Consider the following 26265-nt stretch of genomic DNA (forward strand, 5'->3'; position numbering starts at 1 on the left):
ACGACGCGCACGCCGTGACGCGGCCGGCGGCCGCCGGCTCAGCTCAGTCCGGCGCCGCGGGCCCGCTCCACGGCCGGGCCGATGGCGGCGGCCACCGCGTCCACGTCGGCCTTGGTGGAGGTGTGGCCGAAGGAGAAGCGCAGGGTGCCGCGGGCCAGGTCCGGGTCGGTGCCCGTGGCCAGGACCACGTGGCTGGGCTGGGCGACCCCGGCGGTGCAGGCCGAGCCCGTGGAGCACTCGATGCCCTGGGCGTCGAGGAGGAGGAGCAGGGAGTCGCCCTCGCAGCCGGGGAAGGCGAAGTGCGCGTTGGCCGGCAGCCGCCCCTCCGGGTCGGGGTCGCCGCCGAGGACCGCGTCGGGCACCGCCTCGCGCACGGCCTCGATCAGCGCGTCGCGCAGTGCGCCGATCTCCCGGGCGAACTCCTCCCGGCGTTCGACGGCGATCCGCGCGGCGACCGCGAAGGCGGCGACGGCGGGGACGTCGAGGGTGCCGGAGCGCACGTCGCGCTCCTGGCCGCCGCCGTGCAGCAGCGGGGTGGGGGCCCACTCGCGGCCCAGCAGCAGCGCCCCGATGCCGTACGGGCCGCCGATCTTGTGGCCGCTGACGGTCATCGCGGCCAGTCCCGAGGCCGCGAAGTCCACCGGGACCTGGCCGACGGCCTGGACCGCGTCCGCGTGCATCGGGACACCGAACTCCCGCGCCACGGCGGCGAGTTCGGAGACGGGCTGGACGGTGCCGATCTCGTTGTTCGCCCACATCACGGTGGCCAGCGCCACGTCGTCGGGGTTCCGTTCGATCGCCTCGCGGAGCGCGTCGGGGTGCACCCGTCCCAGGGAGTCGACCGGCAGCCACTCGACGCGGGCGCCCTCCTGGTCGGCGAGCCAGTGGACGGCGTCGAGCACCGCGTGGTGTTCGACGGGGCTGGCCAGGACGCGCTCGCGGGCGGGGTCGGCGGCGCGCCGCGCCCAGTACAGGCCCTTGACGGCGAGGTTGTCGGCCTCGGTGCCGCCGGAGGTGAAGACGACCTCGCTCGGCCGCGCTCCCAGGGCCGCGGCGAGCGTCTCGCGGGCCTCCTCCACGGTGCGCCGGGCCCGCCGCCCCGCCGCGTGGAGGGAGGAGGCGTTGCCGGTGAGGCCGAGCTGGGCGGTCATCGCCTGCACCGCCTCCGGGAGCATGGGGGTGGTGGCGGCGTGGTCGAGGTAGGCCATGGTTCCCCGATTCTACGAGCCGCCCGGGAGGATGCGGGAGCGAGGACCGGCCGGAACCGGCCGGTCCTCGCTCCCGGGGGACCGCCTCGCCGCGTGTCTCGCCATCACGCGGCGGGGCGGTGGTCGGTGTGCTCGGGCGTTCTCAGGCGATCTTGTGCTCGGCCTGGAACATCCAGTGGTGCTTCTCCAGCTCGGCGATGAGCTCGATGAAGATGTCCTGGGTCACCGGGTCCGGCTGCTCGGTGGCGGCCATGCGCTCGCGCATCCGGTTCACGACGGCGGCCAGGGCGCCGACCATGACCTCCACGGCCTTGTCGTCCTTGTGCCAGCCGCTGTCCACACCGGTGATGCCCGTGCCGGCGGCGACGCTGGCGGCACGGCCGTCGGGGGCCAGGCCCAGGGCCGCGGCGCGCTCGGCGACGGTGTCGGAGTAGCTGCGCGCGGTCTCCACGACCTCGTCGAGCTGGAGGTGGATGGAGCGGAAGCGGGGGCCGATCACGGTCCAGTGGACCTGCTTGGCCACCAGGGAGAGGTCGATCAGATCGACCAGCGCGCCCTGGAGCGCCTCGCCGACGACCTTGAGGTCCTGATCGGGCAGCGTGCTCTTCACGGCGTACATCCCTTGACCACCTTCGCTTCTCTCACGACGCCTGTCTTATTTGATTAGTTTTCGTCCTTCCTCCGGCTACCCACGACAAGCTCCGTCACTCTCATCCGTACGCCTCACACAGCGCCCGCGTCGGCGGAACGTCGCGGTGGCCCGCGGCACGTCGAAGGCCGCCCCCGGACGGACTCCGGGGACGGCCTTCGACGGTGCTTCGGCAGCGCTTCGGCGGTGCCGGTGCTTCGGCCCGGCCGGGGCGCGGGATCAGGCCGACAGGGCGCGGGCGAGCTGGCGGGACTGGGCGACCAGCCGGTCCTCGCTGTCCCAGACCTCGGCGTCCTCCTCCAGGAAGCCGCCGGCCAGGTTGCGGGTGGTGATCGAGACCCGCAGCGGGCCGGGGGCCGGACGCCGGCGGACGTGGACGGTGAGCTCCACGGTCGGCACCCAGCCCGACAGGCCCAGGTCGAAGGCGGTGGGCGGCAGGGCGTCCACGGTCATCAGCAGGGAGATCGGGTCGGGGTCGCGGCCGTCGGCCAGACCGAACCAGGCGCGCATCTCGCCGCGCCCGCTGGGCGCGCCCACCGCCCAGCCGACGGTGGCCGGGTCCATGCGCAGGTCGATCTGGTGGGTCATGGGCGGGATCGCCGAGGGGTCCATGCCGTCCCGAGCCCCGAGGCAGCGCTCGTACGGCGGGATCCGCGGCGGCTCGGCGCTGGTGCGGACGTCGTCGGGCAGCGCGGTCAGGTCGCCGTAGCTCGCCAGGACGCGGATGCGCTCGACCTCCCGGCCCTCCTCGTCGATCTGGACGAGGGAGGCGGTGCCGGTGGACAGGGTGCGGCCGGTGCGGACGGTGGAGGTGCGCACGGTCGCGGGGCCGGGGCGCGAGGCGGTGAGGTAGTGCGCGGTGATGGTGAAGGGGTCGGGGTGCGGCAGCGCGTCGCCGAGGGCCCGGCCGATCAGAGCGAGGAGGTAGCCGCCGTTGACGGCGTGCCCGATGGTCCAGTCGGCGGAGAGGTCGGCGTCGTAGACGCCCTCGCCCCGCGGGGTGATGGCCGTGTCGCGGTCGAACGCGCCGGCACCGATGGTTGCCTCGGTCATGGAAGTGCACCCTACAGGGATTTTGTTACCGACGGGTAGCCGAGGTTCGGCCGTCACGCCTCCGCGGCGTCCTGGTCGGCGCTCCCGCTGTGGCGGCGCCAGGCCCGCGGCGCGCGCAGGTTGTACCGCAGGGCCAGCAGCCTCAGCACGAAGGCGAGGGTGGCCGCCAGGGCACTGGTCACCGCGCTGAGCCGGTCGGTGTGGATCAGCACCACCACCGCCGTCGACCCGACGATGGCCGGGACGGCGTAGATCTCGCGGTCCCAGCGCAGCATGGAGGGCACCTCGTTGGCCAGCACGTCGCGCAGGACGCCGCCGCCCGCGGCCGTGGCCAGGCCCATGACGATCGAGGGGATCAGGCCGAGCCCGTACGCGTGCGCCTTGACGGTGCCGGTGACGCAGAACAGGCCCAGGCCCGCCGCGTCGAAGACCATCACCGCCCGGTTGATCCGCTCCACCTGGGGGTGGAGGAAGAAGACCAGCGCCGTGGCGGCCAGCGGGGTCAGCAGGTAGCCGAGGTCGGTGAGGGCCGCCGGGGGCACGGCCCCGATCAGCACGTCCCGGATCACCCCACCGCCCAGCCCGGTCACCACGGCGAGCGACGCCATGCCGACGATGTCGAAGTTCTTGCGGACGGCGAGCAGCGCGCCCGAGATGGCGAAGACGAAGATCCCGGCCAGGTCGAGCCAGTGTTGGACGGAGGGAGTGAACAGATCCACCCCCCGGTTGTAACAGGTCCGGTGGGAGCCGCCGACGGCCGCACCGCCCGTCCCGACGGCAGGGGTCGGGGCGGGCGGCGCGGACGCGGAGGGCCGGGCGGTGCGGCGGCGCGGCTCACGTGGCCGCGGCGGTCTCCTTCTCCTCCCGCTCGTCCGCCCGCTCGGCGGCGGGGGCCGGGACGACCGTGGCCGCGTTCGCCGAGGGCTTGATCGTGCCCTCGGCGATCTCCTCGGCCCAGTGGCAGGCCACCCGGTGTCCGCCGCCCAGGTCCCGCAGCTCGGGGCGGTCGGTGGCGCAGAGCGTGTCCTGCTTCCACGGGCAGCGGGTGTGGAAGCGGCAGCCGGCCGGCGGGTTCGCCGGGGAGGGCAGGTCGCCGGTGAGCAGGATGCGCTCCCGGTTGTCCTCCACCTCCGGGTCGGGCACCGGCACGGCCGACATCAGCGCCCTGGTGTAGGGGTGCCGGGGCTCGGCGTACAGCGTGTCGCTGGGTGCCTCCTCCACCAGCGACCCCAGGTACATCACCCCGACCACGTCGGAGATGTGCCGCACCACGGCCAGGTCGTGGGCGATGACCACGTACGTCAGGCCCAGGGCCTCCTGGAGCTCCTCCAGCAGGTTGATCACCTGCGCCTGGATGGAGACGTCGAGGGCGGAGACCGGCTCGTCGCAGATGATCACGTCCGGTTCGAGCACCAGCGCGCGGGCGATCCCGATGCGCTGCCGCTGTCCGCCGGAGAACTCGTGCGGGTAGCGGGAGAGCGCGTTGGCGGGGAGTCCGACCTTCGCCAGGATCTCGCGGATGCGCTCGCGGCGTTCCTCCTGGTTCGCGCCGATGCCGTGCGCCGCCATCCCCTCGGAGAGGATCGACTCGATGTTCTGCCGGGGGTTGAGGCTGCCCAGCGGGTCCTGGAAGACCATCTGGAGCCGGCGGCGGAAGCGGCGCATCTCCTCGCCCGGCAGCTTCGCCAGGTCGGTGCCGTCGAAGACGACCTCGCCGTCGGTGATGTCCACCAGCCGCAGGATCGCCCGGCCGAGCGTGGTCTTGCCGCAGCCGGACTCGCCCACCAGGCCGTAGGTCTGGCCGGCCTCGACGGAGAGCGAGACCCCGTCGACGGCGTAGACGTGGCCGACCGTACGGTCGAAGAGGACGCCCTTCTTGACCGGGAAGTGGACCTTCACACCGTTCAGTTCGAGCAGGCTCATGCTCCAGCCTCCTTGTCGGCCGCACCGGTCGCACCGGCCGTCTCGACCGTCTCGGCCACGTCGGCCGTCTCGGCCGCGTCGCTCTCCAGCGCCGCCTTGCGCAGCTCGTCCACTCCCCCGGAGAACACCGGGTTCACGCACCGCACCCGGTGGCCCGGCGTGCGCGGTTCGCTCAGCTCGGGAGCGCCCTGCAGGCACTCCAGGGTGTAGTGGTCGCAGCGGGGCGCGAAGGCGCAGCCGTCCGCCCAGGCGATCGTGTCGTTGATGGAGCCCCGGATCGGCTTCAGGGGCTCGCCGCGCGGCGCGTCGAGCCGGGGGATGGAGCCCAGCAGCCCGTGGGCGTACGGGTGGGTGGGGGCCTCGAACAGCTCGCGGCGCGCGGCGGACTCCACCACCTTGCCCGCGTACAGCACGTTGACCTGATCGCACAGGCCGGCGACCACCCCCAGGTCGTGGGTGATCATCAGCAGGGCGGTGCCCTCCTCGTCGACCAGTTCCTTGAGCAGCTCCAGGATCTGCGCCTGGATCGTCACGTCCAGGGCGGTGGTCGGCTCGTCGGCGATGAGCAGCCGCGGCGCGCAGGCCACCGCCATCGCGATGAGCGCGCGCTGCCGCATGCCGCCGGAGAGCTGGTGCGGGTACTCCTTCAGCCGCCGCGTGGGGTCCGGGATGCCCACCCGGTCCAGCAGGGCGGCGGCCTCCTTGCGGGCGGCCTCGCCCTTCATCCCCCGGTGCCGGGCCAGGATCTCGGTGACCTGGACGCCGATGGGCACCACCGGGTTCAGCGAGGACAGCGGGTCCTGGAAGATCATCGCCAGTTGGGAGCCGCGCAGGTCGCGCATCCTCCCCGGGCTCAGGGACAGCAGGTCGGTGCCGTCGAACTCGGCCCGGCCGCCGACCGTCACGCCCTTCCTGGGCAGCAGCCCCATCAGGGCCAGCGAGGTGACGGACTTGCCACAGCCCGACTCGCCGACCAGACCCACCACTCGACCCTGGTCGACGTCGAAGGACACACCCGACACGGCCTTCACATCGCGCCGGCCGCGACCGGTGAAGGTGACGGTCAGTTCGTCCACGGAAAGCAGGGCCATGTGATCAACTCCGCAGTTTCGGGTCGAGGGCTTCCCGCATCGCCTCGCCCAGCAGGGTGAAGCCGAGGGCCGTGATGATGATGCCCAGCGCGGGGTAGACCGCGAGCATCGGAGCGCTGTCGAAGTAGTCCTGCGCCTGGGCCAGCATGACGCCCCACTCGGGCTGCGCGGCGTCCGGGTTGCCCAGGCCGAGGTAGGACAGCGCCGCGGCCTCGATGATGGCGGTCGCCAGGCTCAGGGTGCCCTGGACGATCACCGGGCTCAGCGAGTTGGGCAGCACGTGCCCGATCGCGATGCGCCGCTTGCGCACGCCCAGCGCCTGGGCGGCCAGCACGTAGTCCGCGCCGCCCTGCGCGAGCATCGCGCCGCGCAGCAGTCGGGCGAAGACGGGGATCTGCACCACGCCCACCGCGATCATCACGGTGGTCAGGGACTGGCCCAGGACCGCCGCGACGGACACGGCCAGCAGCAGCGAGGGCAGCGCCAGCATGATGTCGATGACGCGCATCACGACGGTGTCGATCCGGCGGCCGACCTTGCCGCCCAGCACCAGGGCGGCGCCGGAGACACCGCCGATCACGGCGCCCACGGTGAAGCCCAGCAGGGTGGCGACGACGCCGACCAGCAGCGTCTGACGGGCCCCCACCAGCATCCGGGAGAACTCGTCGCGCGCCAGGTGGTCCAGCCCCAGCCAGTTCTCGCCGCGGGGGCCGACGAAAACGTTCTGGTTGGGGAGGACCTCGCCGCGCCAGAGCTGTGCGGTGGGGTCGTACGGGGCGATCCACGGCCCCACGATCGCCACCACCACGAACACGCCGATGACGGCCGCTCCGATGACGGCCATCTTGCTGGCCCGCAGCCGGCGCCACGCCTCGACCCACAGGCCGGCGCCCGCGGAGGTCTCGGTGGCGGCGGTGAGTTCCGCGAGCCGGTCGATCTTGTCGGTCTTGGTGCTCATCAGTGCACCCGCACTCTCGGATCGATAAGACTGTAGGCGAGGTCGACCAGCAGGTTGATGACGACGTAGGCCGCGGCGATGAACATGATGAAGCCCACCAGGACCGGGTAGTCGCGCTCGTCGATGGCGGTCTTGATGAACGAGCCGATGCCGCCGAAGGCGAAGACCGACTCGGTGAGCACCGCCCCCGACAGCAGGCCGCCGGTGAGCAGGCCGATGGCGGTCACCACCGGCAGCAGCGCGTTGCGCAGCACGTGGCGGCCGCGCACCGTCGACCGGCTCAGGCCCTTGGACTCGGCGGTGCGCACGTAGTCCTCGCCGAGCACCTCCAACACGCTGGCCCGGGTCATGCGGGTGATGATCGCCAGCGGGATCGACGACAGCGCCAGCGCGGGCAGCACCAGGTGCATGAGCGCGTCCCAGGCGGCGTCGAACTCCCCGGTGAGGATGCCGTCCAGGACGTAGAAGCCGGTCACCTCGGTGGCGTCGATGCCGGTGGTCTGCCGGCCGAAGCTGGGGAACCAGCCGAGCTGGACGGCGAAGATCGCCTTGAGGATGAAGGCCAGGAAGAAGACCGGGATGCAGATGCCCACCAGGGATCCGGACACCGCGGTCACGTCCAGCCAGCTTCCGCGTCGGCGGGCGGCGAAGTAGCCCAGGGGGACGCCGACGGCGATGGCGATGAGCATGGCCACGAAGGCCAGTTCCACCGTGGCGGGGAACGCCCGGGTGAACTCGTCCCACACCGGCTGCCCGGTCTGGGTGGAGATGCCCAGGTCCAGTTCGGAGAGCCGCTTCAGGAAGCGGCCGTACTGGACCCACACCGGCTGGTCCAGTCCGAGAGCGGCCTCGATGCGGGCCTTGTCGGCAGCGGTGGCACGCTCTCCGAGCATGGCCGCCGCGGGTCCGCCGGGCAGTCGGTTCAGCCAGAGGAACAGCAGAACCGACAGGCCCAGCAGGGTGGGTATGAGTTGCAGCAGTCTTCGCGCTACGAGACGCAACACCCCGCGATGCCCCTTTCTTCCTCACAGTCAGGTCCGCCCGGCCACGGGGATGGCGTGGCCGGGCGGACCTGCACGATCATGCGTTTACTTGAACGAGACCTCGGCGAAGTTCTCCTGCGTCAGCGGGGAGACCGTCGGCGGGTTGACGTCCTTGGCGAACGCGATGGACGGCGGGGACGAGGAGATCGGGACGCCCGGGACGTACTCCATGACGACCTCGTTGGCCTTCTTGTACAGCTCGACCCGCTTGGCGACGTCCGGCTCGCTCTCGGCGGCCTTCATGGCGTCGAAGACCTTGTCGTCGCGGAAGCCCCACTGCTTGTCGTAGCCGGCGAACCAGGTGCCGATGAAGTTGTAGGCGTCGTTGAAGTCACCGGTCCAGCCCAGCAGGTGCAGGTCGCAGGTGCCGTTCTCGGTGGCGTCCAGGTAGGTCGGGGCCCACTTCATCGGCTTGGGGTCGACCTTGATGCCGGCCTTCTCCAGGTCGGACTTCATCAGCTCGAACATGTCCGCCGGGGCGGGCATGTAGGGGCGCGTCACCTCGGTCGGGTAGCAGAAGTCGACCGCGAGCTTCTCCTCGCCGGCCTTCTTCAGCAGGTCCTTGGCCTTGTTCGTGTCGAACGGGTAGGTGGGGACCTTGTCCGAGTAGCCGTCCACGGTGTCCGGCACGAACTGCGTGGCCACCTTGCCGCCCTCGGGCAGCTGGGTCTTGACGATGTTCTCCCGGTCGATCGCGTGGGAGATCGCCTGGCGGACCTCCTTCTTCTTCAGGGCCTTGTTCGCCTCCTGCGAGAAGCCCACGTAGAAGATGTTGAACACGTCGCGGACCGGAACCTGGAAGCCCTCCTTCTCCAGGGTCTTCACGTCCGCGGGAGCCACCAGGTCGTAGCCGTGGATGTTGCCCGCCTGCAGCGCCTGGCGGCGCGCGGACTCCTCGGCGATGGTGCGGAAGACCAGCTTCTTCACCTTGGCCTTCTCGCCCCAGTAGTCGTCGAAGCGCTCCAGGGTGACTTCCTTGTTGCCCTTGTCCCAGTCGACGATCTCGAAGGGGCCGGTGCCGGCGACCGTGCCGGCCTCCTGGCTGTACTTCGGGTAGGAGATGGCGTCTTCCTCGCCGGTCGCCTCCTGCTTCTTGTAGGCGTCGATCGCCTTCGGCGAGTGGATGGCGAGGGCCTGGAGGGAGAAGCCGCCCGGCAGGTTGGCGGAGGGCTCGTGCACCTCGATGACGGCGGTCAGCTCGTCCTCGGCGGTGCAGCCCTTGTAGTTGGCCTTGGGGGTTTCCTTGCTCTCGTTCTTGGCGAAGCCACCGAAGATGGTCTGCCAGTAGTACGAGACCGCGCTGTTCTGGTACGTACCGGTCCAGTTGAACCAGTGGTCGTAGTTCTTGCAGACCACCTCGGCGGTCAGCTTCTCGCCATCGTGGAACTTCACGCCCTCGCGGAGGTCGAAGGTCCACTTGGTGCCCGTCTCGTCGCTCTTCCACGACTTGGCGAGGCCGCCGACCAGCTTGCTGCCGCCCGGCTCGTGCTCGATCAGCGCCTCGAAGGCCTGGCGGGTGACCCGGAACGTCTCACCGTCGCTCGCCAGTGCCGGGTCCAGGGAGGCCGGGTCGCCCGCGGCGCCGAAGACGAAGGTGTCTCCCCCTCCCTCGTCCTTGCCTCGTTCACTGGCACATCCAGTGGCGATCACACCAACCGCGAGGGCGGCCGCGATCGTCTGGACGACCCGGGAACTGGTTATTCGCATGTTCCACCTCAGAGGTCGGTGACGGTCAGACTGATGGTCGCCCGAACAGTACTGCGTCCAACCAGCGGTGTGAACTGTCCGCATGTCGGCGATATAGACCTGAGACCATGCCGCCGAAACCGCAACACCGCAGGTCAATGCGGGGTAACGCGGATGAAACACCAGGCCGGGAGGTGGCCGTCGCCCCGAGGTGACGGAGCGTCGGACGGCGTCAGTAGGGCCGAGGGTAGCCGTAACCGTGGCCGGGCGCGGCCGTGGGGGCCGCGCCCTGGTGGGCGTCACGGTCGAAGAAGGGACGGGAGTTGGCCCGCAGCCACATGGCGACCGGGTCGTACTCGTCCGACATCGCGACGGTGGAGACCGCCAGCCCGTCGGGCACCGAGGCCACCGACCGCTCCATCATCGCCCGCACCGACTCCACCGCCTGCGGGCCGTGGTCGTACAGGTCGAGCCCGATCACCAGGTACGGCGCGCCCAGCGCGGGCTGCACCCAGGCGCGGCGCAGGGTGCGGACGACGGGCGTGTGGTGGGCGTTCTGGACGAGCTGGGCGTAGAAGTGCGGGACGTCCACGGTCGGTTCGCCGATGCGCAGCGGCCCGGCGGGCAGCCGGTCCAGCCCGCCGGCGATCCGGCGCAGGTCGAGCCAGGGGATGCCGACGCCGCCGCCGGGCGCGTGCGGGTTGAGCCACAGCCCCCAGCGGTCGGGGAAGAGGGCGGCGGCGATCTCGCGGCCGCCGACCACCTCGTGGGCCCTGGTCCATCCGGAGGCCGCCAGTTCCCGGGCGGAGGTCACGCAGGGCGCGTAGCCGTGCCCGGCGACCTCCATGTTCCCGTACTGGGCGTCCGGGGAGCCGGCCTGGCCGTGCCAGAGCAGCATCCACACCCGGCCCTCGGCGAGGGCGTGCAGCAGTGCCTCGTAGGTGTCGTACCGTCCGGGCGCCACCTGGTGCAGCAGCTGATCGACGCTTCCACCCGCGCTCACGTGGGCCGCCCCTTCTCGTCCTTGCGTGCTCCGTCGTCCACACCGGGCCGCACGCGCGTCCCGCCCGGACATCCAACCAGCTTACGGTCCGCGCACGACAGGGCCGGGACCGCTCGTCCGCTCATCCGTGCGAATACTCGGGGCGGACGGGCGGGTGATCGCCCGGCCCGCGGCGCCTCCCGTGGCCGCCCGGCCCGCTCACGCCCCCGCGTGCAGGAGCGACGCCCAGGCCCAGGGCCGGTCCGGCAGCGCGGACCGGACGCGCCGGATCACGGTGTGCAGGGCGAGCGCCCCGGGAAGCCGGTCGGGGGCGTCGAGGGCGGGGCCCAGTTCGCGGTGGAAGTCCGCGGCCACCGAGGCGGCGAATCCGTCGCCGATCTCCCACAGCGTGGCGATTGCCTGCGCGTAGCCGGCGAGTTGGAACGCGGAGGCGGCGTGGAGCGCCTCGTCGGCGAGCCGGGCGCCGCCGCGCGCGGTGCCGCAGGCCGACAGGTAGGCGAGTTCGGCGCCGTCCAGGTGGAGACGGCCGATGTCGGTGAGGCCGAGCGGACCGTCGTGCAGCAGCAGCCGGCTCGCTGCCGGGTCCGCGGGGTCGCTGCTCGCGTGGCAGGCGAAGTGGGCGACGGCCGCGCCGGGCAGCGCCTCCAGCACCGCCGCCCGGGTCGCCGCCGGACCGACCAGCGGCCCGGGGCCGGGCATCCGTCCGGCGAGCAGCGCCGCCTCCTCCACCGTCCGCGGCAGGGCCCGGTGCCCCGGCGTCTCGGGCATCGCCACGGCCAGCGCGGTGCGCCGCTCCGGCACGGGCCGGGCGCGGCTGTGCAGCAGGGCCCGCAGGGTCGGGGTGTAGGAGGAGACCACCCGGTCCATGACGGACGCCCCCGGCACGTCGTGGTGGCCCGCGGCGTGCAGCGGGAGGGAGTTGAGCGCGCCGCCGGGCGCCCACCACAGCCGCGACCACGGCCCGTCGGGATCCGCGGGCGGCCCGGTGAGGCCCAGGGCGTCGAGCACCGGTTCGGCCACCACGTCCCACAGCCAGGCCAGGGTCTCCAGGATGGTCCGCTGCGCCTGTCCGGCCAGCGGGCCGTCCGGGGCGCTCGCCACGGCCTCGACGGCGGCGTGGAAGGCCTCCGTCTGCTCGGTCAGTTCGGCGAGGCGCAGCCCCGGCAGCGGCACCGCGCGCAGCCCCTCGGTGGTCAGGGCCAGCGCGTCGCAGCGGCGGGGGTGGACGTTGAGGGTGACCACCGGCCCCTCGGCGGCCGCGGGCCGCAGGTCGTCCAGGCCCAGTGGCAGCGGCAGCAGGAAGCGCTCGAAGCCGTCCATCCCGCGCAGCCGTTCGGTCAGCCGGCCCCACTCCCGCGACAACTCCCGGTTCCGCGCCGCGATCTCCTCGCCGGGCGGCCAGGTGGGCCCCTCCTGCCGGCTGCGTTCGCGCAGCTCCACGAACTCGGCGGCCAGGTCCGGATCGGCCCGGCGCAGCTCCTCCAGTTCGCGGCGGGTGTTGAGCGCGGTCGACAGCAGGTACGCCCGGCCCTCCTCCAGCACCTCCAGCGCGCCGGGCGTGTCGCGTCGGGCGATCGCGTCGGCCGCCTGGTGCGACGCGAGGAGCGTGGTGGCGGTCGACGGGACCTCCCCGCCGAGGTCGTCCCCCGCCACCCCCGGGTTCCGGGCGCGGGACAGCAGCGCGCCGCCCCAGGCCACCATGGTGGTCGCGTCCGGCGGCCAGTGGGCGGCGACGATCCGACGGGCGACGCCCACGGCCTCCTGGAAGACCGCCTCGTCCGGGAGGATCCCGTAGGACTGGAACAGCCAGAAGGCCAGTTCCCTGAGGGCGTCCAGCCGACGCGGGTCGGCGTCCCCGCCGTTCCCGGACGCCTCCGCCGGGGTCTCCTCCTCCAGGGCGGCGAGCCGGGCGCGGCACTCCCGCGCGGACCGCTCGATCCGCGCGAAGGTCTCGAAGGGCGACTGGACGGCGTTGCCCATGACGACGAAGGGTTCGGCGAGGTCCAGCGGCAGGCCCACCCGGTCCGCCAGCTCGGGGACCGTGCCCTCGATCCCCTCCAGCAGCGTCGGGAGGAGGGCGTCCATCTCGGCCAACGCGGTCTCGACCGGGGCGTCCCGCAGGGTCTCCATCGTCCGGACCACCGTCAGCGCCGCGCGGTTGAACTCCGCCACGAGGCGCTCGGTGCCGCCCTCCGGCGCCTCCCGGAGCAGCCGTTCGTTCAGCTCCAGGAACTCGTCGAGGGCGGCGGTGTCCACCGGGCCCACGGGCCGCGGGTCGCCGGGGTCGGCGAGGAACTCGGCCATCGCCTCGGCCCGCTCGTCGGGCGGCAGGTGTTCGAACATCCGCACCAGCCACTCCATGGCGCGGGCCTCGATCTCGTCCAGGTCGGTTCGGTCGGGGAACCCCACGAGGGCCGCCGCGAAGTCCAGTGCCCGGGCGTTGCCGCTTCCGTCGGCCGTGTCGCCCACGCCGATCAACTTCCCCACCAGGCGCATCAGGTGTTCCACGCCCGTGGAGGCCGGCCGGTCGGCGTCCGACGCGAACACGTGCCGCGTGGTCTCGTCGAGCCTCTCCCGCGCCCGACGCGTCGCCTCGTCGAGGCCGTCCCGTTCGACCAGGGGCGCCCGCAGTCGCCGCGCCCGCTCCAGCAGGAAGAGGGCCCGCGCCCGCTCGGGACCGTCCTCCGGCGTCTCGGCCACCGCCCGCTCCAGCAGCGCGACGGCCTCCTCCAGCGCGCCGCGGTCCTCGGGCGACCGGTCCCGCCGCCACAGCTCCGTCAGGGCCTCGCCGAGCCGCGCCCACAGATCCGGCCGGGCGGGGTCGCCCTCCGGCACCACCTCGAGCAGACGGCGCAGGGCGGCGACGGAGCGTTCCAGGTCCTCGGCGGCGTGCCGGTGTTCGTACGCGGTGCGGAGCGCGGCGGCCAGCGCGTCCAGCCGGTCGGGCAGTTCCGGGGCGCCGGAGGGCGTGAGCCGCACGGACCGGTCGAGGGCGGCCACCGCCTCGTCGACCACCTCCGGGCCGGGGTCGCCCGGGGCGTCCTCGGCGGTCGCCCACGTCATCAGCGCGGTGCCGAGGTCGGCGAGCATCTGCGGGAGGTTGTCGTCCGCGTCGGTCGCCGTCTCCACGGCGGTGCGGAACAGTTCGACGGCCTCGCGGAGCAAGGGTACGTCCCGGGTGGTGACGGCCTTGCAGCGCAGGGCCAGGGCCAGGCCGTTGGCGCAGCGGGCGTGGTTGGGGTGCTCGCGCGGGGTCGTGCGGTACGCCTCGCGCAGGACGGACACGGCCTCCTCCAGGCGGGGCATCCGCTCCCGGTCCAGGGGGCCTCGGGGATCCTGGGCGATGGCCGGGACGATGTCGGCCAGGACGAGCGCGTAACCGAGGTTGCACAGCACCAGCGGTCGGGAGGCGTGGCCCTCGGGCAGTCCCCGCGCGGCCAGGCGCAGCACCGCGACCGCCGCGCGGCCGACGGCTTCCCCGCCGCCTCGGACGGAGCGTTCCACGAGCAGCATCCCCACGTCGGACAGGGACTCGGCGTAGGCGTGCCCGCGTGCCTCGCCGGTGGGCTCGTCGGAGCCGAGGGCCTCGGCGTACCAGGTCCGCACCGGGTCGGGCAGGGTGGCCGGATCGGCGAGGTAGAGGGGCGTCAGGAGGAGGGCCGCGCGGGTCGCCTCCCGCCTCTCCTCCTCTCCCGACCCGGCGGTCACCGCCCGGCACCAGTGCAGCAGGCCCACCGCGTACAGCGTCTCGGCGTCCACTCCCTCCGGACCGGCGGTGAAGAGGTCGAGCAGCCGGTCGGCCTCCTCCAGGGCCTCGGGGGACCGGATGCCGGCGGGGTCGCCGGACGCGACGGCCGCCTCCAGTCGGGCGTGGACGGCCGTGAGCAGTCCGTCGCGCGTCGGCTCCTCCGGCGCGTCGCCCCGCCCCGTCTCCTGACGCATCGTCACATCCCCTTCCGGAAGCGCTCGGTGACCCGCGCGCCGGCGTGCGGGCGGACCGGTCGGAACTCGTCGTCGAAGTGCGCGAGCAGATCGTCGACGTGGACGTCCACGGCGGCCTCGACCAGTTCGGCGTAGGTGTCGGCGGCCGCCCTGACCCTGCGCCACGCGACCAGCGCGACGGCCGCCCCCACGACGACGCCCGGCCACCACAGCGCGCCGAGCGCGGTGTAGAGGACGGCCCAACCGCCCAGGGTGGTGGCGTCGTCGAAGCGCTGCCGAGCCTCGGTGAGGGGCTCGCGGGTGGTCTCCGGCAGCAGCAGCCACAGCCGGGGCCACGCGACGCCCAGGTCCAGCAGGTACTGGCCGCGCACCCGGGCGGCCGGGGCGCGCATCCGGTCGCCGGTCCAGGTGGGCAGGGACGGCTCGACGAGGGCGATGCGGTTGCGTGCCTCCGCCGCCTCGGCGGAGACCTGGTCGTCGCCCGGTGCCTCGTCGTCCGGCGCCTCCTCCCCCACTGCCCCGGCCTCCCCCGTCGCCTCGGCCGCCACGTGCCGCCGGTCGTGCCGGCGCCAGGCCTCCTTGCGGCGACGGGTCAGCGCCTCGGCGGGACGGCTCAGGAAGAACGGCCAGCGCCCCAACAGCAGCGCCTCGTACGGTGTCGCGAGCGCCCGCGCGACGAAGGCGGAGGCGACGGACGCCGCCAGCACGCCGATCAGCAGGAAGGCGGTGGGCACGGGCCGGTTTCCGCCGACCGTCCCGCCGAGGTCGGTCGACCACTTCAGCAGCAGGCCCGTGTCGGCCCAACGGTCGTGCCCGAGCACCACGGCGACGGTGGCGACCGCCGTGAAGACGAGCCCCGGCAGCACGAGCAGCGCGACCCAGCGTTCGGCCATCCTCTTGCCCAGTTCGGTGAGGAAGCCGGTCATCTCAGCCGTCCGCGACGAACGTCAGCGCCAGTTCGTGGACATCGCACCTGGGCAGGTCCGCGCCCGCCCGGCGCGTCTCGACGCGCGGGCAGGCGGAGAGCGGACACAGGTACACGCCGGTGGCGGGCCGGTACTCCGACTCCACGGGCGGTGGAAGCGCCGGGCCGCGAGCGGTATCGCCGGCTCCGATCCGCGCCATGCCGCTCGCGTCGAGGCCGAGCTCGGCCAACTCCCGGTCGATCGGCTCGCCGGCGCGGGCGGCCCGCACGGCCCGTTCGACGAGCGCGCGCCGGGCGGCGGACGCCGGTCCCCGCGTCATCCTGCGCAACGCGGGCAGCAGAGCGCAGAACGCCGCGAGGGTCTCCCCGTGTGCCTCGGTCGTCACGACCCGATCATAGGACAGACGTCGCCAAGCGTGCCCGGTCGATTCCGAACGGTGATGCGAGGAAGGGGAATCGACCGAGCGACGGGCCGACTCCCGCCGCTCGCCTAGCGGTCACGCGTGTAGAAGGGCCGCACGCACTCGCGCATCCAGTCCACGACCGGGTCCTGGGCGGCGTCCAGCAGCACCATCTGCACCGGCCACCGCACCGGCTCGCGTCCCAGCGCCCGGCTCAGGGCGTCGTGCGCCGCGACCCGGGACTCGGGGTCCAGCAGGTCCAGCTCCACCCCGACGAACAGCGCGGGCGCGTCGCCCTCGACGCTGGCCAGGCCGCGGCGCGCGGTGCGCACCTGCGGCAGTCCCGCGAACTCCCCGGCCGCCGCGGCCAGGAAGTCCACCGGCTCCTCCTGCCAGTCGGGCTCGAAGAGCCTCACCCGGGCCCCGCTCGCCACGCCCGGCACCCCCGCGGCGCCGCCCTCGCGGCACAGCTCGGCCACGGCCGGCGGGGGGATGGGGGCGCCGACGGTGCCCTCGGGGTTGATCACGATGCCGACCTGCGGCGGCAGACCGCGGGCGAACTCGCGGGCGGGCGCGACGGCGAAGGGCAGGTGCGAGCCGGCGCACTGCAGGAACTGCTGCTCGGAGCTGAAGACGGGGACGTACGGCGCCCCGTCGAGCTGGATGGTCGGCAGGTCCAGGTTGGGGCTGTCGGGGCCCCCGCCCTCGGGCAGCGGCACCCACAGGCTGCTGCGCCCGAGCACCTCCAGCAACCGGGCGCCCGCTCCGGGGACGCCGACCGACGCGGCGAGGGTCTCCTCCAGCTCGTTTCCGGGCCAGCCGCCGCCGTGTCCCGGTCCGTACTGCTGCGGGATGGTCATGTCGGAACACTATCCGCATCCGGACGGCGACGGCCCGCCCGTGCCCTCACCCCGGGCGCCGCTCGAAGACGATGCCGCGCAGCGCCCCCGCCGCGGGGCGGTCCAGCAGCACCGCCGAGACGCACCCCGCGGGCAGCCGACCGGCCTCCACGTCCGCCACCAGGCGCCCCACCGCCCGCCGGTGCCGGGCGAACGCGTACGTCGACACCCCGCGCCCCCGCTCCGCCTGCCCGGACAGCGCCACCTCCGGCGGCACGTCCAGCAGCACCATGTGCAGGGCCCGCCCGCGCCTCCGGGCGTCCCGCGCCAGCCAGCGGCGCACCCAGCGCTGGGTGCCGCAGTCGTGCACCACCACGCCCGCGCCCGAGGCCAGGGCCCGCCACAGCGACAGGTAGTGCGCGACGCGGACCAGGGGACGGTAGACGACGTAGGGCAGCCGGGCGGGCAGCCGCCGCTCCCAGCGCTCCCGCACGTCCTGGGAGTCGATCCGCACCACCGTCTCGTTCGCCGCCACCACGCGCCGGATCAGGGTGGACTTTCCGCTGCCCGGCAGGCCGGAGACCACCACCCGGTCCCCGGCGGGGAAGCGCAGGACCCGCACCCCCTCGGTTCCGCGCAGGTCGCGTCCCTCCGGCCGCACGGACGCGGGCACCGCCCGGGGCGCCGGTCCGCTCCGCGCCGCACAAGCACTCTCCAGGCTGCTCACCGGTAGGCCCTCCCCGCTGTCGGCCACGTGCTTCGCGGCTCCACCCAGAGCGTGTCAAGAAGGATGACGACGGACAAGGTGGCCGGCCGCCGGGAACCTCCCGACACTCCTTTCTCTCGGCCACCGTCTTCCCATCCTCGCGCGCCCCGCCTCCCCATGGCGTGCCGGACATGCGATGATGTGCGCGTCAACTGCATACCGGCCGTTCGAGTCCGTGCGGGAGAGTTCCCGACAGCCGCCGTCGCGGCGGGTGCCGGGGCGCCGAAGGAGCAAGTCCTCCCTTGAATCTCTCAGGCCCCGATACCGCGCGGACAAGGCACATCTGAAAAGCGGGCGCCCCCTCGAGGAGGGCGTCCCACCCAAGGTGCAAGCCGTGGTCCGTCCGTCGCGGGCTCGTGGCGAACCTCTCAGGTTCCGATGACAGATGGGGAGGATGTTCATCCCCCCGCCGTTCACCGGACCGTCCACGCCACCCGCCTGGGAGCAACAGCCATGAGCGATTCCCGACGCACCCCCCTCGACGCCGTCCACCGCGCCCTCGGCGCGACCATGACCGACTTCGCCGGCTGGGAGATGCCGCTGCGCTACGGCAGCGAGCGCGACGAGCACAACGCCGTGCGCACCCGCGCCGGACTGTTCGACCTGACGCACATGGGCGAGATCACCGTCACCGGCCCGCGGGCGGGCGAACTGCTGGACCACGCCCTGGTCGGGCACCTCTCCACGGTTCCCGTGGGCCGGGCCCGCTACACCATGATCTGCGACGAGTCCGGCGGCATCCTCGACGACCTGATCGTCTACCGGCTGGGCGTCGAGGAGTACCTGGTCGTCGCCAACGCCGCCAACGCCCGGGTGGTCCTGGACGCCCTGATCGAGCGCCGCGACGGCTTCGACGCGACCGTGCGGGACGACCGCGAGGCGTACGCGCTGCTGGCCGTCCAGGGCCCGGCCTCGCCCGCCGTCCTGGCGAGGCTCACCGACGCCGACCTGGACGGGCTGAAGTACTACGCCGGGCTGCCCGGCACGGTCGCGGGCGTGGAGACGCTGATCGCCCGCACCGGCTACACCGGCGAGGACGGCTTCGAGCTGTTCGTCGCCCCCGACGACGCGGAGACGCTGTGGCGGGCGCTGACCGAGGCCGGCGCGGACGCGGGCCTGGTGCCGTGCGGGCTGGCCTGCCGCGACACGCTGCGGCTGGAGGCGGGCATGCCGCTGTACGGGCACGAGCTGACCCGCGACATCACCCCCTTCGACGCGGGCTTCGGCCGCGTGGTGAAGTTCGACAAGCCCGGCGACTTCACCGGCCGCGCCGCCCTCGAGGAGGCGGCCCGCCGGGCGGCGGGGAACCCGCCGCGGAAGCTGGTCGGCCTGGTCGCCGCCGGCCGCCGGGTGCCGCGCGCCGGGTACGCCGTGGTCACCGCCGACGGCGCGGTGATCGGCGAGGTCACCTCCGGGGCCCCCTCCCCCACCCTGGGGAAGCCGATCGCGATGGCGTACGTGGACGCCGCCCACGCCGCTCCGGGCACGGAAGGTGTGTGCGTGGACATCCGCGGTACGCATGAGCCCTACGAGGTCGTCGCGCTGCCGTTCTACCGGCGCGAGCGCTGACGGCCGCGGCGGGGCCGGGGTCCGCCGCGGCCCCGCCCCGTGCCCGTCCACACCGTCCCACCTGGCAAGACCGGTTTCTCACCACCCACCTCTGATCAGGAGAATCACGCCATGAGCAACCCCCAGCAGCTGCGCTACAGCAAGGAGCACGAGTGGCTGTCGGCCGCCGAGGACGGCGTCGCCACGGTCGGCATCACCGAGCACGCGGCCAACGCGCTCGGCGACGTCGTCTTCGTCCAGCTCCCCGAGGTCGGCGCCACGGTGACCGCGGGCGAACCCTGCGGCGAGCTGGAGTCGACCAAGTCGGTCAGCGACCTGTACTCGCCCGTCTCCGGTGAGGTCACCGAGGTCAACCAGGACGTGGTGGACGACCCGGCGCTGGTGAACTCCGCCCCTTACCAGGGCGGTTGGCTGTTCAAGGTGAGGGTCTCGGAGGAGCCGGAGGACCTGCTCTCCGCGGAGGAGTACGCCGCCTTCACCAACGAGTGACCCCCGCCCGGGAGGGCCGCGCGCCCGTCCCGCCGTCCGCCGCCCAGCACACCACGATCGGAAAGATCCGATGTCGCTTCTGAACAGTTCCCTGCACGAGGTCGATCCCGACGTCGCCGCCGCCGTCGACGCCGAGCTGCGTCGTCAGCAGTCCACCCTGGAGATGATCGCCTCGGAGAACTTCGCTCCGGTCGCCGTCCTCCAGGCCCAGGGTTCGGTCCTCACCAACAAGTACGCCGAGGGCTACCCCGGACGCCGCTACTACGGCGGCTGCGAGAACGTCGACGTGGCCGAGGACCTGGCCCGCGAGCGGGTGAAGGCCCTGTTCGGCGCCGAGGCGGCGAACGTCCAGCCGCACTCGGGGGCCCAGGCCAACGCCGCGGCGATGTTCGCCCTGCTCGACCCGGGCGACACCATCATGGGCCTGGACCTGGCCCACGGCGGCCACCTGACCCACGGCATGCGGATCAACTTCTCCGGCAAGCTCTACGACGTGGTCGCCTACCACGTCGACGCCGCCACCGGCCTGGTGGACATGGAGGAGGTCGAGCGGCTGGCGAAGGAGCACCGCCCGCGGTTGATCATCGCCGGCTGGTCGGCGTACCCGCGGCAGCTCGACTTCGCCGCCTTCCGCCGGATCGCCGACGAGGTGGGCGCGCTGCTGATGGTGGACATGGCGCACTTCGCCGGTCTGGTGGCCGCCGGTCTCCACCCGAACCCGGTGCCGTACGCGGACGTGGTCACCACCACGACCCACAAGACGCTGGGCGGTCCGCGCGGCGGGGTGATCCTGTCGAAGCAGGAGTACGCCAAGAAGATCAACTCCGCGGTCTTCCCCGGTCAGCAGGGCGGCCCGCTGGAGCACGTCATCGCGGCGAAGGCCGTGGCGTTCAAGATCGCGGCGACGGAGGAGTTCAAGGACCGCCAGCGCCGTACGCTGGAGGGCGCGAAGATCCTCGCCGAGCGGCTGACGCGGCCGGACGCGGCCGAGGCGGGCGTGGCCGTCCTCTCCGGCGGCACCGACGTCCACCTGGTCCTGGTCGACCTGCGGGAGAGCGAGCTGGACGGCCGGCAGGCCGAGGACCGCCTCCACGAGATCGGCATCACCGTCAACCGCAACGCCATCCCGAACGACCCGCGTCCGCCCATGGTCACCTCGGGCCTGCGGATCGGCACCCCGGCGCTGGCCACGCGCGGCTTCACCGCCGACGATTTCCGCGAGGTCGCGGACGTGATCGCCGAGGCGCTCAAGCCGTCGTTCGACAAGGACAAGGCCGAGGCGCTGGCCGCCCGGGTGACGGCCCTGGCCGAGAAGCACCCGCTGTACCCGGGCCTGTAGGCCCGTCACGGCGCTCCGTCCGGGGGCGTCGCCCGACCGGCGGCACCCCCGGACGGACCCACCCCCGCGCACCCGCGGGACCCACGCGCTCGCCCACCCCGCGAGCACACCCCCACGAGCAGACAAGGGAGTCCGCCGTCGTGGCCATCTCCGTCTTCGACCTCTTCTCCATCGGCATCGGCCCGTCCAGTTCCCACACCGTGGGCCCGATGCGGGCGGCCGGCATGTTCGCGCGCCGTCTGGCGAAGGAGGGCGTGCTGGACCGCACCGCCTCGCTCCGGGCCGAGCTGTACGGCTCCCTGGGCGCCACCGGCCACGGTCACGGCACCCCCAAGGCGGTGGTGCTGGGCCTGGAGGGCCACTCGCCGCGCACCGTGGACGTCGAGACCGCCGACGAGGAGGTCGAGCGCGTCCGCCGGTCGGGCCGGCTGCGCCTGCTGGGGGCCGAGCCGGGCGGCGGGCACGAGATCGCCTTCGACTCGGACGCGGACCTGGTGCTCCACCGCCGCCGCTCGCTGCCGTACCACGCCAACGGCATGACGCTGGCCGCGTACGACGCCGCCGGCGCCGTGCTGCTGGAGAAGACGTACTACTCGGTCGGCGGCGGCTTCGTGGTGGACGAGGACGCCGTCGGCGAGAACCGCATCAAGCTCGACGACACGGCGCTGAAGCACCCCTTCCGCACCGGTGACGAGCTGCTGCGGGCCGCCCGCGAGACGGGTCTGTCGGTCTCGGCGCTGATGCTGGAGAACGAGAAGGCGTGGCGCACGGAGGAGGAGATCCGCGCGGGCCTGCTGGAGATCTGGGGCGTGATGCGCGCGTGCGTGGCCCGCGGCATGTCGCGGGAGGGCGTCCTGCCCGGCGGTCTGAAGGTCCGCCGCCGCGCCGCCGCCTCCGCCCGCCGGCTGCGCGCCGAGGGCGACCCGGCGGCCCACGCCATGGAGTGGGTGACGCTCTACGCGATGGCGGTCAACGAGGAGAACGCCGCCGGCGGCCGGGTCGTCACCGCCCCCACCAACGGCGCGGCGGGCATCATCCCGGCCGTCCTCCACTACGCGATGGAGTTCGTCCCCGGCACCGACGACGACACGGTGGTGCGGTTCCTGCTGGCCGCGGGCGCCATCGGCCTGCTGTTCAAGGAGAACGCCTCCATCTCCGGCGCCGAGGTGGGCTGTCAGGGGGAGGTCGGCTCCGCCTGCTCCATGGCCGCCGGCGGGCTGGCCGAGATCCTGGGCGGCTCCCCGGAGCAGGTGGAGAACGCCGCCGAGATCGGCATCGAGCACAACCTGGGCCTGACCTGCGACCCCGTGGGCGGCCTGGTCCAGATTCCCTGCATCGAGCGGAACGGCATGGCGGCGGTCAAGGCGATCACCGCCGCCCGGATGGCCCTGCGCGGCGACGGCCGCCACCACGTCTCGCTGGACAAGGCCATCAAGACGATGAAGGAGACGGGCGCGGACATGAAGGTCAAGTACAAGGAGACCGCGCGCGGCGGGCTGGCCGTCAACGTCATCGAGTGCTGAGAGGCGGCCGGACCCCGCGCCCTCCGTCCGCCCCGCCGGTTCCCACCGGGCCCGCCGGGCCCGCCGGGGCCGGGTCGGGCGGTGTCGCCCGGGGTCCTCACGGCCGGGGCCGCTCCCGGTGGCGGCGGGCCGCCCACAGGGAGCGGACGCGGGCGAGGTGGCGGCGCGTGCACGCCTCGGCCGCGGGCCCGTCGCCCGCGAGCATCAGGTCCAGCAGTTCGCCGTGCTCCCGCGCGGACTCCACCAGCACCCGCGTCCCGCCGAAGCCGCCGAGTCCGTGGAGGCGGGAGCGTCTGCGCAGGTCGGCCACCGTGTCGACCAGTCGGGGGTTGCCCGCCAGGGCGAGCAGGCCGAGGTGGAAGCGGTGGTCCGCCTCCAGGAAGGCGGCGAGGTCGCCGGCGCGAGCGGCGGCCACGGTCTCCTCGGCGACCGGCCGCAGGCCCTCCAACCTCTCGGGGCCGGCCTCCCGGGCGATCCGGCCGACGGTGGGGACCTCTATCAGGGCGCGGACCTCGGTGAAGTCGTCCAGGTCGCGCTCGGTCGCCTCGGTGACCCGGAACCCCTTGTTCCGGACGGTCTCGACCAGCCCCTCGCGGGCCAGGTCCAGCATGGCCTCGCGGACGGGAGTGGCCGAGACGCCGTACTCGGCCGCCAGGGCGGGGGCGGAGTAGACCACGCCGGGCCGCAGGTCGCCCGTCAGCAGGGCGGTGCGGAGCGCCTCCGCCACCTGGTCTCGCAGGGACTCGTGCGCCGCGACGGGTCTGCGGGGCCTGGAGTCGCTCATGGGTTCCCCTCCGTGACTGCCTGGGCCCCAGCGTAGGACGTTCCGCCGGGTGCTCCGGGCCCTCCCGGCCCGGAGCACCCCGTCCGGGGCGCGCGGAGACGCCGCCGCGGTCGGTCGCCTCCACGCTCGTCCCCGCGGCACCTGGCCGAACCGTCGGGGACTGCCCTCGCCCCTCCCGGCGGCCTCGGGTCCGCGGGCGCGCGGGAGAGGAGTCAGCGACGGGGTTTGGTCTCGTAGCGGGGGCCGAGGTCGGGGTTGCCGCTCTCCTGGACCTCGGTGACCAGTTTGTGAACGGTCACCAGGTCGTGCAGCAGCACCCGGGTCCTCTCCTCCGGCAGACCCGTCGCCCGGGAGACGTCCTGGAGGTGGACGATCCCGCCGGGGCGCCTCGCCTCCTCGGCCGTCAGGGCGCGGAAGACCCTCTCGTGCTCCTCGCCGTACGGCGGCGCGCCGCGGCCGGCGAACGTGGGTCCCGTGTCCCCGGCCGGCCGGGTCTCGCCCTCGGTGTCCCGCGGTCCCTGCTTGCCCTTGTGGCGGGTCTCCAGCTTCTCCTCGTGCGTGATCGACGACCGGTGGGGAAGGTGGGTCCGCTGCTTCGAGGCCCCGGTCGTCTCGCCCCGCTCGCTGGGCGCCTCCCCGGCCCGTTCGGCCTCCCGCGCCGCCGCGCGCTTCTGGTCCTCGTCGCCTTCCGTCTTCTTGCTCGCCATGCGGTCCTCCCTTCGGCGTTCCCGTCTCTCCACGGTTCCGCGCGCATGCGGTCCGGGCTCGTCCTCAGCGGTCCAGTTCGTCTTCCACCGGGGGCTTGGAGGCGTCCCTCAGGTGCTGCGAGAGGCCGGGCTTGCCGCCCTTGCGCGCCTGCTCGGCGCGTTGCGCGGCGCTGTGCCCCAGGTCGGAGTCGGGGTCGACCCGGACCGAGCGCGCCACCTGCTCACGGTTGTCGTACCGCTCGGGCGGAATGCCTCGCAGCGCCTTGATGGCCTCGTCGGAGGCGCCCCCGGCCCGCGCGGCCCGCAGCAGCTCGTCCTTGTCGGCCGGGAAGTCGACGTCCTTCAGAGAGCCGAGGATCTCGTGTACGTCCGTGTGAGCCATGGCGGGCGGGTGCCCTGCGCCCGGGCGAGGAAACCGCGAAACGGAACAACAAGAGCGAAAAACAACCATTCATGACAGACGGGAACGGCTTCGCCGTTCCCGGTTTCCCCGTGCCCGCTCCGGGTTGACCTCGGCGTCCGTACCATCGGGCGTCCGGGGGGTCCGTCGTGACCATCGACCACGTCAAGCGACCGCGTTCCGGGACGGCACGGTCCAACACCCGGCCGAGCAGGTGCCGGGACTGGCGGCGCACCTGGACGACGACGGGCGGGTGCCCCTGGTCTTCTTCAGCACCGATGTGGACGGTGTGGCCGAGGTGGCGCCGGACGACCACGTCGGACGCGTCGAGGCGCTCCACGACTCCCTGGGACACAGGGGACGCACCAACCACCACCTCGCCATGGAGGCGGTGATCGACCACTACCGGGCGAGCGGCTCGACCGATCCCGCCTTGGTGGTCTTCCGGACCGACGGCGCCCCGACGTCGAGGGCCGCTGCCGAGCGCGTGCTGTGCGAGGCGTCGACGCTGCCGATGTTCCGGCAGTTCGTCGGGGTCGGGAACGACGAGTTCCGCTTCCTGCGGAAGCTGGACGAGCTGCCCGTGCCCGACGCGGAGCCGTACGACCGGTCGACCGGCGAGTTCCCCGAGTGGCCGCGGGCCGCCCGGGCCGGCGGCATCGTGCGCCGGCCCGGGCGGCGGGACGGCTCAGCGGGCGCCGGCGTCCTTCGCCGAGGAGGTCGCCGAGGAGGTCGCGGAGACGGGGGCGGGGGCGGACCGCGTGGTCCACAGGAAGGTGACCGTCACCCAGCCGTTGTCCCTCAGGCCGACGTTGTGGAAGGTGCCGTCGGCGAGGTCGATGCCGGCCGGGTTGAGCACGCGGCGGCCGAAGCCGTCCCGGCCGCCGTTGTGGCCGTCCTGGTACGCCGCCTGGGCCTGGGGTCTGCCCCGCGGCAGGTCGCGGAAGGTCTCGCGGACCGACGAGGGGTTCCAGTAGTCGTCGCGGATGTTCCACGGGCCGACGTCCCACACGGGGGCCGTCTCGCAGCGGACCGGACCGCACACCCGCACCGAGTACTCCCTGCCGCCCTTGCGCGACAGCCCCCGCCGCGAGGGCAGGGAGACGAAGTGGTCGTTCGGCCGGATGACGTGCCCGTTGGCGGTGGTGTGGCCGACCAGGCCCTCGCGGGTGGCGAAGACCCGGGCGGTGTACGCCGCCGTGGTCCCGGGCTCCTCCGGCGCGTTCGGGTCCGTGTCGGCGCTCAGCTTCAGGCCGCGCACCGCCAGTCTCCCCGTGGCGTCCCGCAGGGTCAGCCGAACCTGGACGGTGGTGACGGCGCGCGGGAGGAGGGCGGCGGTGGTCTCGTCGGTGCCCGCCTCGCGCCACTCGGTCCACGGGCCCGTCCCGGCGCGGCCCCGGACCTCGACGGTGATCGCGGCGCCGGCGGGCACGTCCGCGACGGGCTCGGCCCACACGCGGTCGACCGGCCGGTCGAGCGTATGCGGCGCGAGGACCTGGACGCCGTGGCCGCCTCCGGCCCGGGCCGAGCCGTCGAGGGGGCCGTCGCCGGTCGGCCGGAGCGCCCCGTCGGCGTGGCGGACGCCGGCGTCGTCCTCGTCCACGCCGGTCAGGTCCGCCGTCCAGGTCCGGACGGGTTCGGCACCAGGTTCGGTGCCGGTCCGTGGCGGTGCCGCCGTGCGCGCGGTGGGGCGCGTGTCGTCGGCGCTCGCGGGGGGTGTGGGGGTCAGGGCCGGTGCGAGGCACAGCAGCGCCACGGCCGGCAGGGTCGTACGGAGCGGTCGGTTCGCGGTGCGGTGGGGGGTCACGCGCGGAGCGCGCATCGCAGTCCTCCGGTTCGGGCCGGCGCCTCGCCCCGCACGGGAGCCGGGCGCGCGGCGGATCTGGGAACCGTCGCACCGGTCGGTGGCGGACGGCTCGCGGTGGCTCGAATGACGGGTGATGGACGGAAAAGGCGGGGCGGGCGGG

At 73.6% G+C, this 26265-nt stretch carries 23 protein-coding genes, 1 pseudogene and 2 riboswitches; of the genes and pseudogenes, 5 read left to right on the forward strand and 19 right to left on the reverse strand.

Annotation, left to right across the window (positions count from 1 at the left end; all coding sequences use genetic code 11):
* Positions 1 to 38: 38 nt before the first annotated feature.
* From ABD335_RS27860 to ABD335_RS27930, 15 genes are all read right to left on the reverse strand, one after another.
* Positions 39 to 1208 (reverse strand): cysteine desulfurase family protein, encoded by a 1170-nt coding sequence (locus ABD335_RS27860; protein WP_344328445.1) that lies wholly within the window; start codon positions 1206 to 1208, stop codon positions 39 to 41.
* Positions 1209 to 1350: 142 nt separating this feature from the next.
* A complete protein-coding gene (locus tag ABD335_RS27865; RefSeq protein WP_344328446.1) occupies positions 1351 to 1827 on the reverse strand; it encodes a Dps family protein in 477 nt (158 codons plus the stop codon).
* 249 nt (positions 1828 to 2076) lie between these two features.
* Positions 2077 to 2910, reverse strand: coding sequence for a thioesterase family protein (locus ABD335_RS27870; RefSeq protein ID WP_344328448.1), 834 nt, complete (start codon positions 2908 to 2910; stop codon positions 2077 to 2079).
* Between the two features lie 53 nt (positions 2911 to 2963).
* A complete protein-coding gene (locus ABD335_RS27875) occupies positions 2964 to 3629 on the reverse strand; it encodes a trimeric intracellular cation channel family protein (RefSeq protein WP_344328449.1) in 666 nt (221 codons plus the stop codon).
* Between the two features lie 115 nt (positions 3630 to 3744).
* Positions 3745 to 4833 (reverse strand): ABC transporter ATP-binding protein, encoded by a 1089-nt coding sequence (locus ABD335_RS27880; protein WP_344328451.1) that lies wholly within the window; start codon positions 4831 to 4833, stop codon positions 3745 to 3747.
* Positions 4830 to 5924 (reverse strand): ABC transporter ATP-binding protein, encoded by a 1095-nt coding sequence (locus tag ABD335_RS27885; RefSeq protein WP_344328453.1) that lies wholly within the window; start codon positions 5922 to 5924, stop codon positions 4830 to 4832. The genes ABD335_RS27880 and ABD335_RS27885 overlap by 4 nt, the downstream gene beginning before the upstream one ends.
* A 4-nt stretch (positions 5925 to 5928) precedes the next feature.
* Complete coding sequence (locus ABD335_RS27890; RefSeq protein ID WP_344328454.1) at positions 5929 to 6882, reverse strand: ABC transporter permease; 954 nt, start codon at positions 6880 to 6882, stop codon at positions 5929 to 5931.
* Positions 6882 to 7886: an ABC transporter permease gene (locus ABD335_RS27895; RefSeq protein WP_344328455.1), complete on the reverse strand. Its 1005-nt coding sequence runs from the start codon at positions 7884 to 7886 to the stop codon at positions 6882 to 6884. The genes ABD335_RS27890 and ABD335_RS27895 overlap by 1 nt, the downstream gene beginning before the upstream one ends.
* An 84-nt stretch (positions 7887 to 7970) precedes the next feature.
* Positions 7971 to 9632 (reverse strand): ABC transporter substrate-binding protein, encoded by a 1662-nt coding sequence (locus tag ABD335_RS27900; protein WP_344328457.1) that lies wholly within the window; start codon positions 9630 to 9632, stop codon positions 7971 to 7973.
* A 211-nt stretch (positions 9633 to 9843) separates the two neighbouring features.
* Complete coding sequence (locus ABD335_RS27905) at positions 9844 to 10614, reverse strand: enhanced serine sensitivity protein SseB C-terminal domain-containing protein (protein ID WP_344328459.1); 771 nt, start codon at positions 10612 to 10614, stop codon at positions 9844 to 9846.
* A 198-nt stretch (positions 10615 to 10812) separates the two neighbouring features.
* Positions 10813 to 14556 carry a CHAT domain-containing tetratricopeptide repeat protein gene (locus tag ABD335_RS27910; protein ID WP_344328462.1) on the reverse strand — a complete coding sequence of 1248 codons (3744 nt, stop codon included), beginning with the start codon at positions 14554 to 14556 and terminating at the stop codon, positions 10813 to 10815.
* Between the two features lie 2 nt (positions 14557 to 14558).
* Positions 14559 to 15482: a hypothetical protein gene (locus ABD335_RS27915; RefSeq protein ID WP_344328464.1), complete on the reverse strand. Its 924-nt coding sequence runs from the start codon at positions 15480 to 15482 to the stop codon at positions 14559 to 14561.
* Position 15483: 1 nt separating this feature from the next.
* Positions 15484 to 15867, reverse strand: coding sequence for a hypothetical protein (locus tag ABD335_RS27920; RefSeq protein ID WP_344328466.1), 384 nt, complete (start codon positions 15865 to 15867; stop codon positions 15484 to 15486).
* 104 nt (positions 15868 to 15971) lie between these two features.
* Positions 15972 to 16742 carry an enhanced serine sensitivity protein SseB gene (locus ABD335_RS27925; RefSeq protein ID WP_344328468.1) on the reverse strand — a complete coding sequence of 257 codons (771 nt, stop codon included), beginning with the start codon at positions 16740 to 16742 and terminating at the stop codon, positions 15972 to 15974.
* A 46-nt stretch (positions 16743 to 16788) separates the two neighbouring features.
* Positions 16789 to 17448 (reverse strand): AAA family ATPase, encoded by a 660-nt coding sequence (locus ABD335_RS27930; protein WP_425583767.1) that lies wholly within the window; start codon positions 17446 to 17448, stop codon positions 16789 to 16791.
* 207 nt (positions 17449 to 17655) lie between these two features.
* Positions 17656 to 17764, forward strand: a riboswitch (glycine riboswitch).
* A riboswitch (glycine riboswitch) is annotated at positions 17765 to 17882 on the forward strand.
* Between the two features lie 58 nt (positions 17883 to 17940).
* On the opposite strand from ABD335_RS27930, the gene gcvT reads away from it, so the two are divergent.
* From gcvT to ABD335_RS27950, 4 genes are all read left to right on the forward strand, one after another.
* The gene (gene gcvT, locus ABD335_RS27935) at positions 17941 to 19056 is read left to right on the forward strand and encodes a glycine cleavage system aminomethyltransferase GcvT (protein WP_344328470.1); all 1116 of its coding nucleotides are present in this window, start codon (positions 17941 to 17943) and stop codon (positions 19054 to 19056) included.
* Positions 19057 to 19167: 111 nt separating this feature from the next.
* The gene (gene gcvH / locus ABD335_RS27940) at positions 19168 to 19545 is read left to right on the forward strand and encodes a glycine cleavage system protein GcvH (RefSeq protein WP_344328473.1); all 378 of its coding nucleotides are present in this window, start codon (positions 19168 to 19170) and stop codon (positions 19543 to 19545) included.
* A 70-nt stretch (positions 19546 to 19615) separates the two neighbouring features.
* Positions 19616 to 20884, forward strand: a complete 1269-nt coding sequence (glyA, locus tag ABD335_RS27945; RefSeq protein WP_344328474.1) for a serine hydroxymethyltransferase — start codon at positions 19616 to 19618, stop codon at positions 20882 to 20884.
* Positions 20885 to 21024: 140 nt separating this feature from the next.
* A complete protein-coding gene (locus ABD335_RS27950; RefSeq protein ID WP_344328476.1) occupies positions 21025 to 22407 on the forward strand; it encodes an L-serine ammonia-lyase in 1383 nt (460 codons plus the stop codon).
* A gap of 97 nt (positions 22408 to 22504) precedes the next feature.
* On the opposite strand, the gene ABD335_RS27955 is transcribed toward ABD335_RS27950, so the two are convergent.
* The 3 genes from ABD335_RS27955 to ABD335_RS27965 all read right to left on the reverse strand — a co-directional run bounded on the left by ABD335_RS27955 (position 22505) and on the right by ABD335_RS27965 (position 24280).
* Complete coding sequence (locus ABD335_RS27955; protein ID WP_344328477.1) at positions 22505 to 23191, reverse strand: GntR family transcriptional regulator; 687 nt, start codon at positions 23189 to 23191, stop codon at positions 22505 to 22507.
* Positions 23192 to 23403: 212 nt separating this feature from the next.
* Positions 23404 to 23898: a hypothetical protein gene (locus tag ABD335_RS27960; protein ID WP_344328479.1), complete on the reverse strand. Its 495-nt coding sequence runs from the start codon at positions 23896 to 23898 to the stop codon at positions 23404 to 23406.
* A 64-nt stretch (positions 23899 to 23962) separates the two neighbouring features.
* Positions 23963 to 24280, reverse strand: a complete 318-nt coding sequence (locus ABD335_RS27965; RefSeq protein WP_344328480.1) for a DUF2795 domain-containing protein — start codon at positions 24278 to 24280, stop codon at positions 23963 to 23965.
* Between the two features lie 196 nt (positions 24281 to 24476).
* On the opposite strand from ABD335_RS27965, the pseudogene ABD335_RS27970 reads away from it, so the two are divergent.
* Positions 24477 to 24965, forward strand: a pseudogene (locus ABD335_RS27970) (VWA domain-containing protein); the annotation flags it as partial.
* Between the two features lie 21 nt (positions 24966 to 24986).
* On the opposite strand, the gene ABD335_RS27975 reads toward ABD335_RS27970, so the two are convergent.
* Entirely contained in the window at positions 24987 to 26120 is a 1134-nt protein-coding gene (locus ABD335_RS27975) for a hypothetical protein (protein ID WP_344328483.1), read from the reverse strand.
* Between the last annotated feature and the right edge of the window lie 145 nt (positions 26121 to 26265).

Source organism: Streptomyces macrosporus (assembly GCF_039533145.1).
Classification (GTDB): Bacteria; Actinomycetota; Actinomycetes; order Streptomycetales; family Streptomycetaceae; genus Streptomyces; species Streptomyces macrosporus.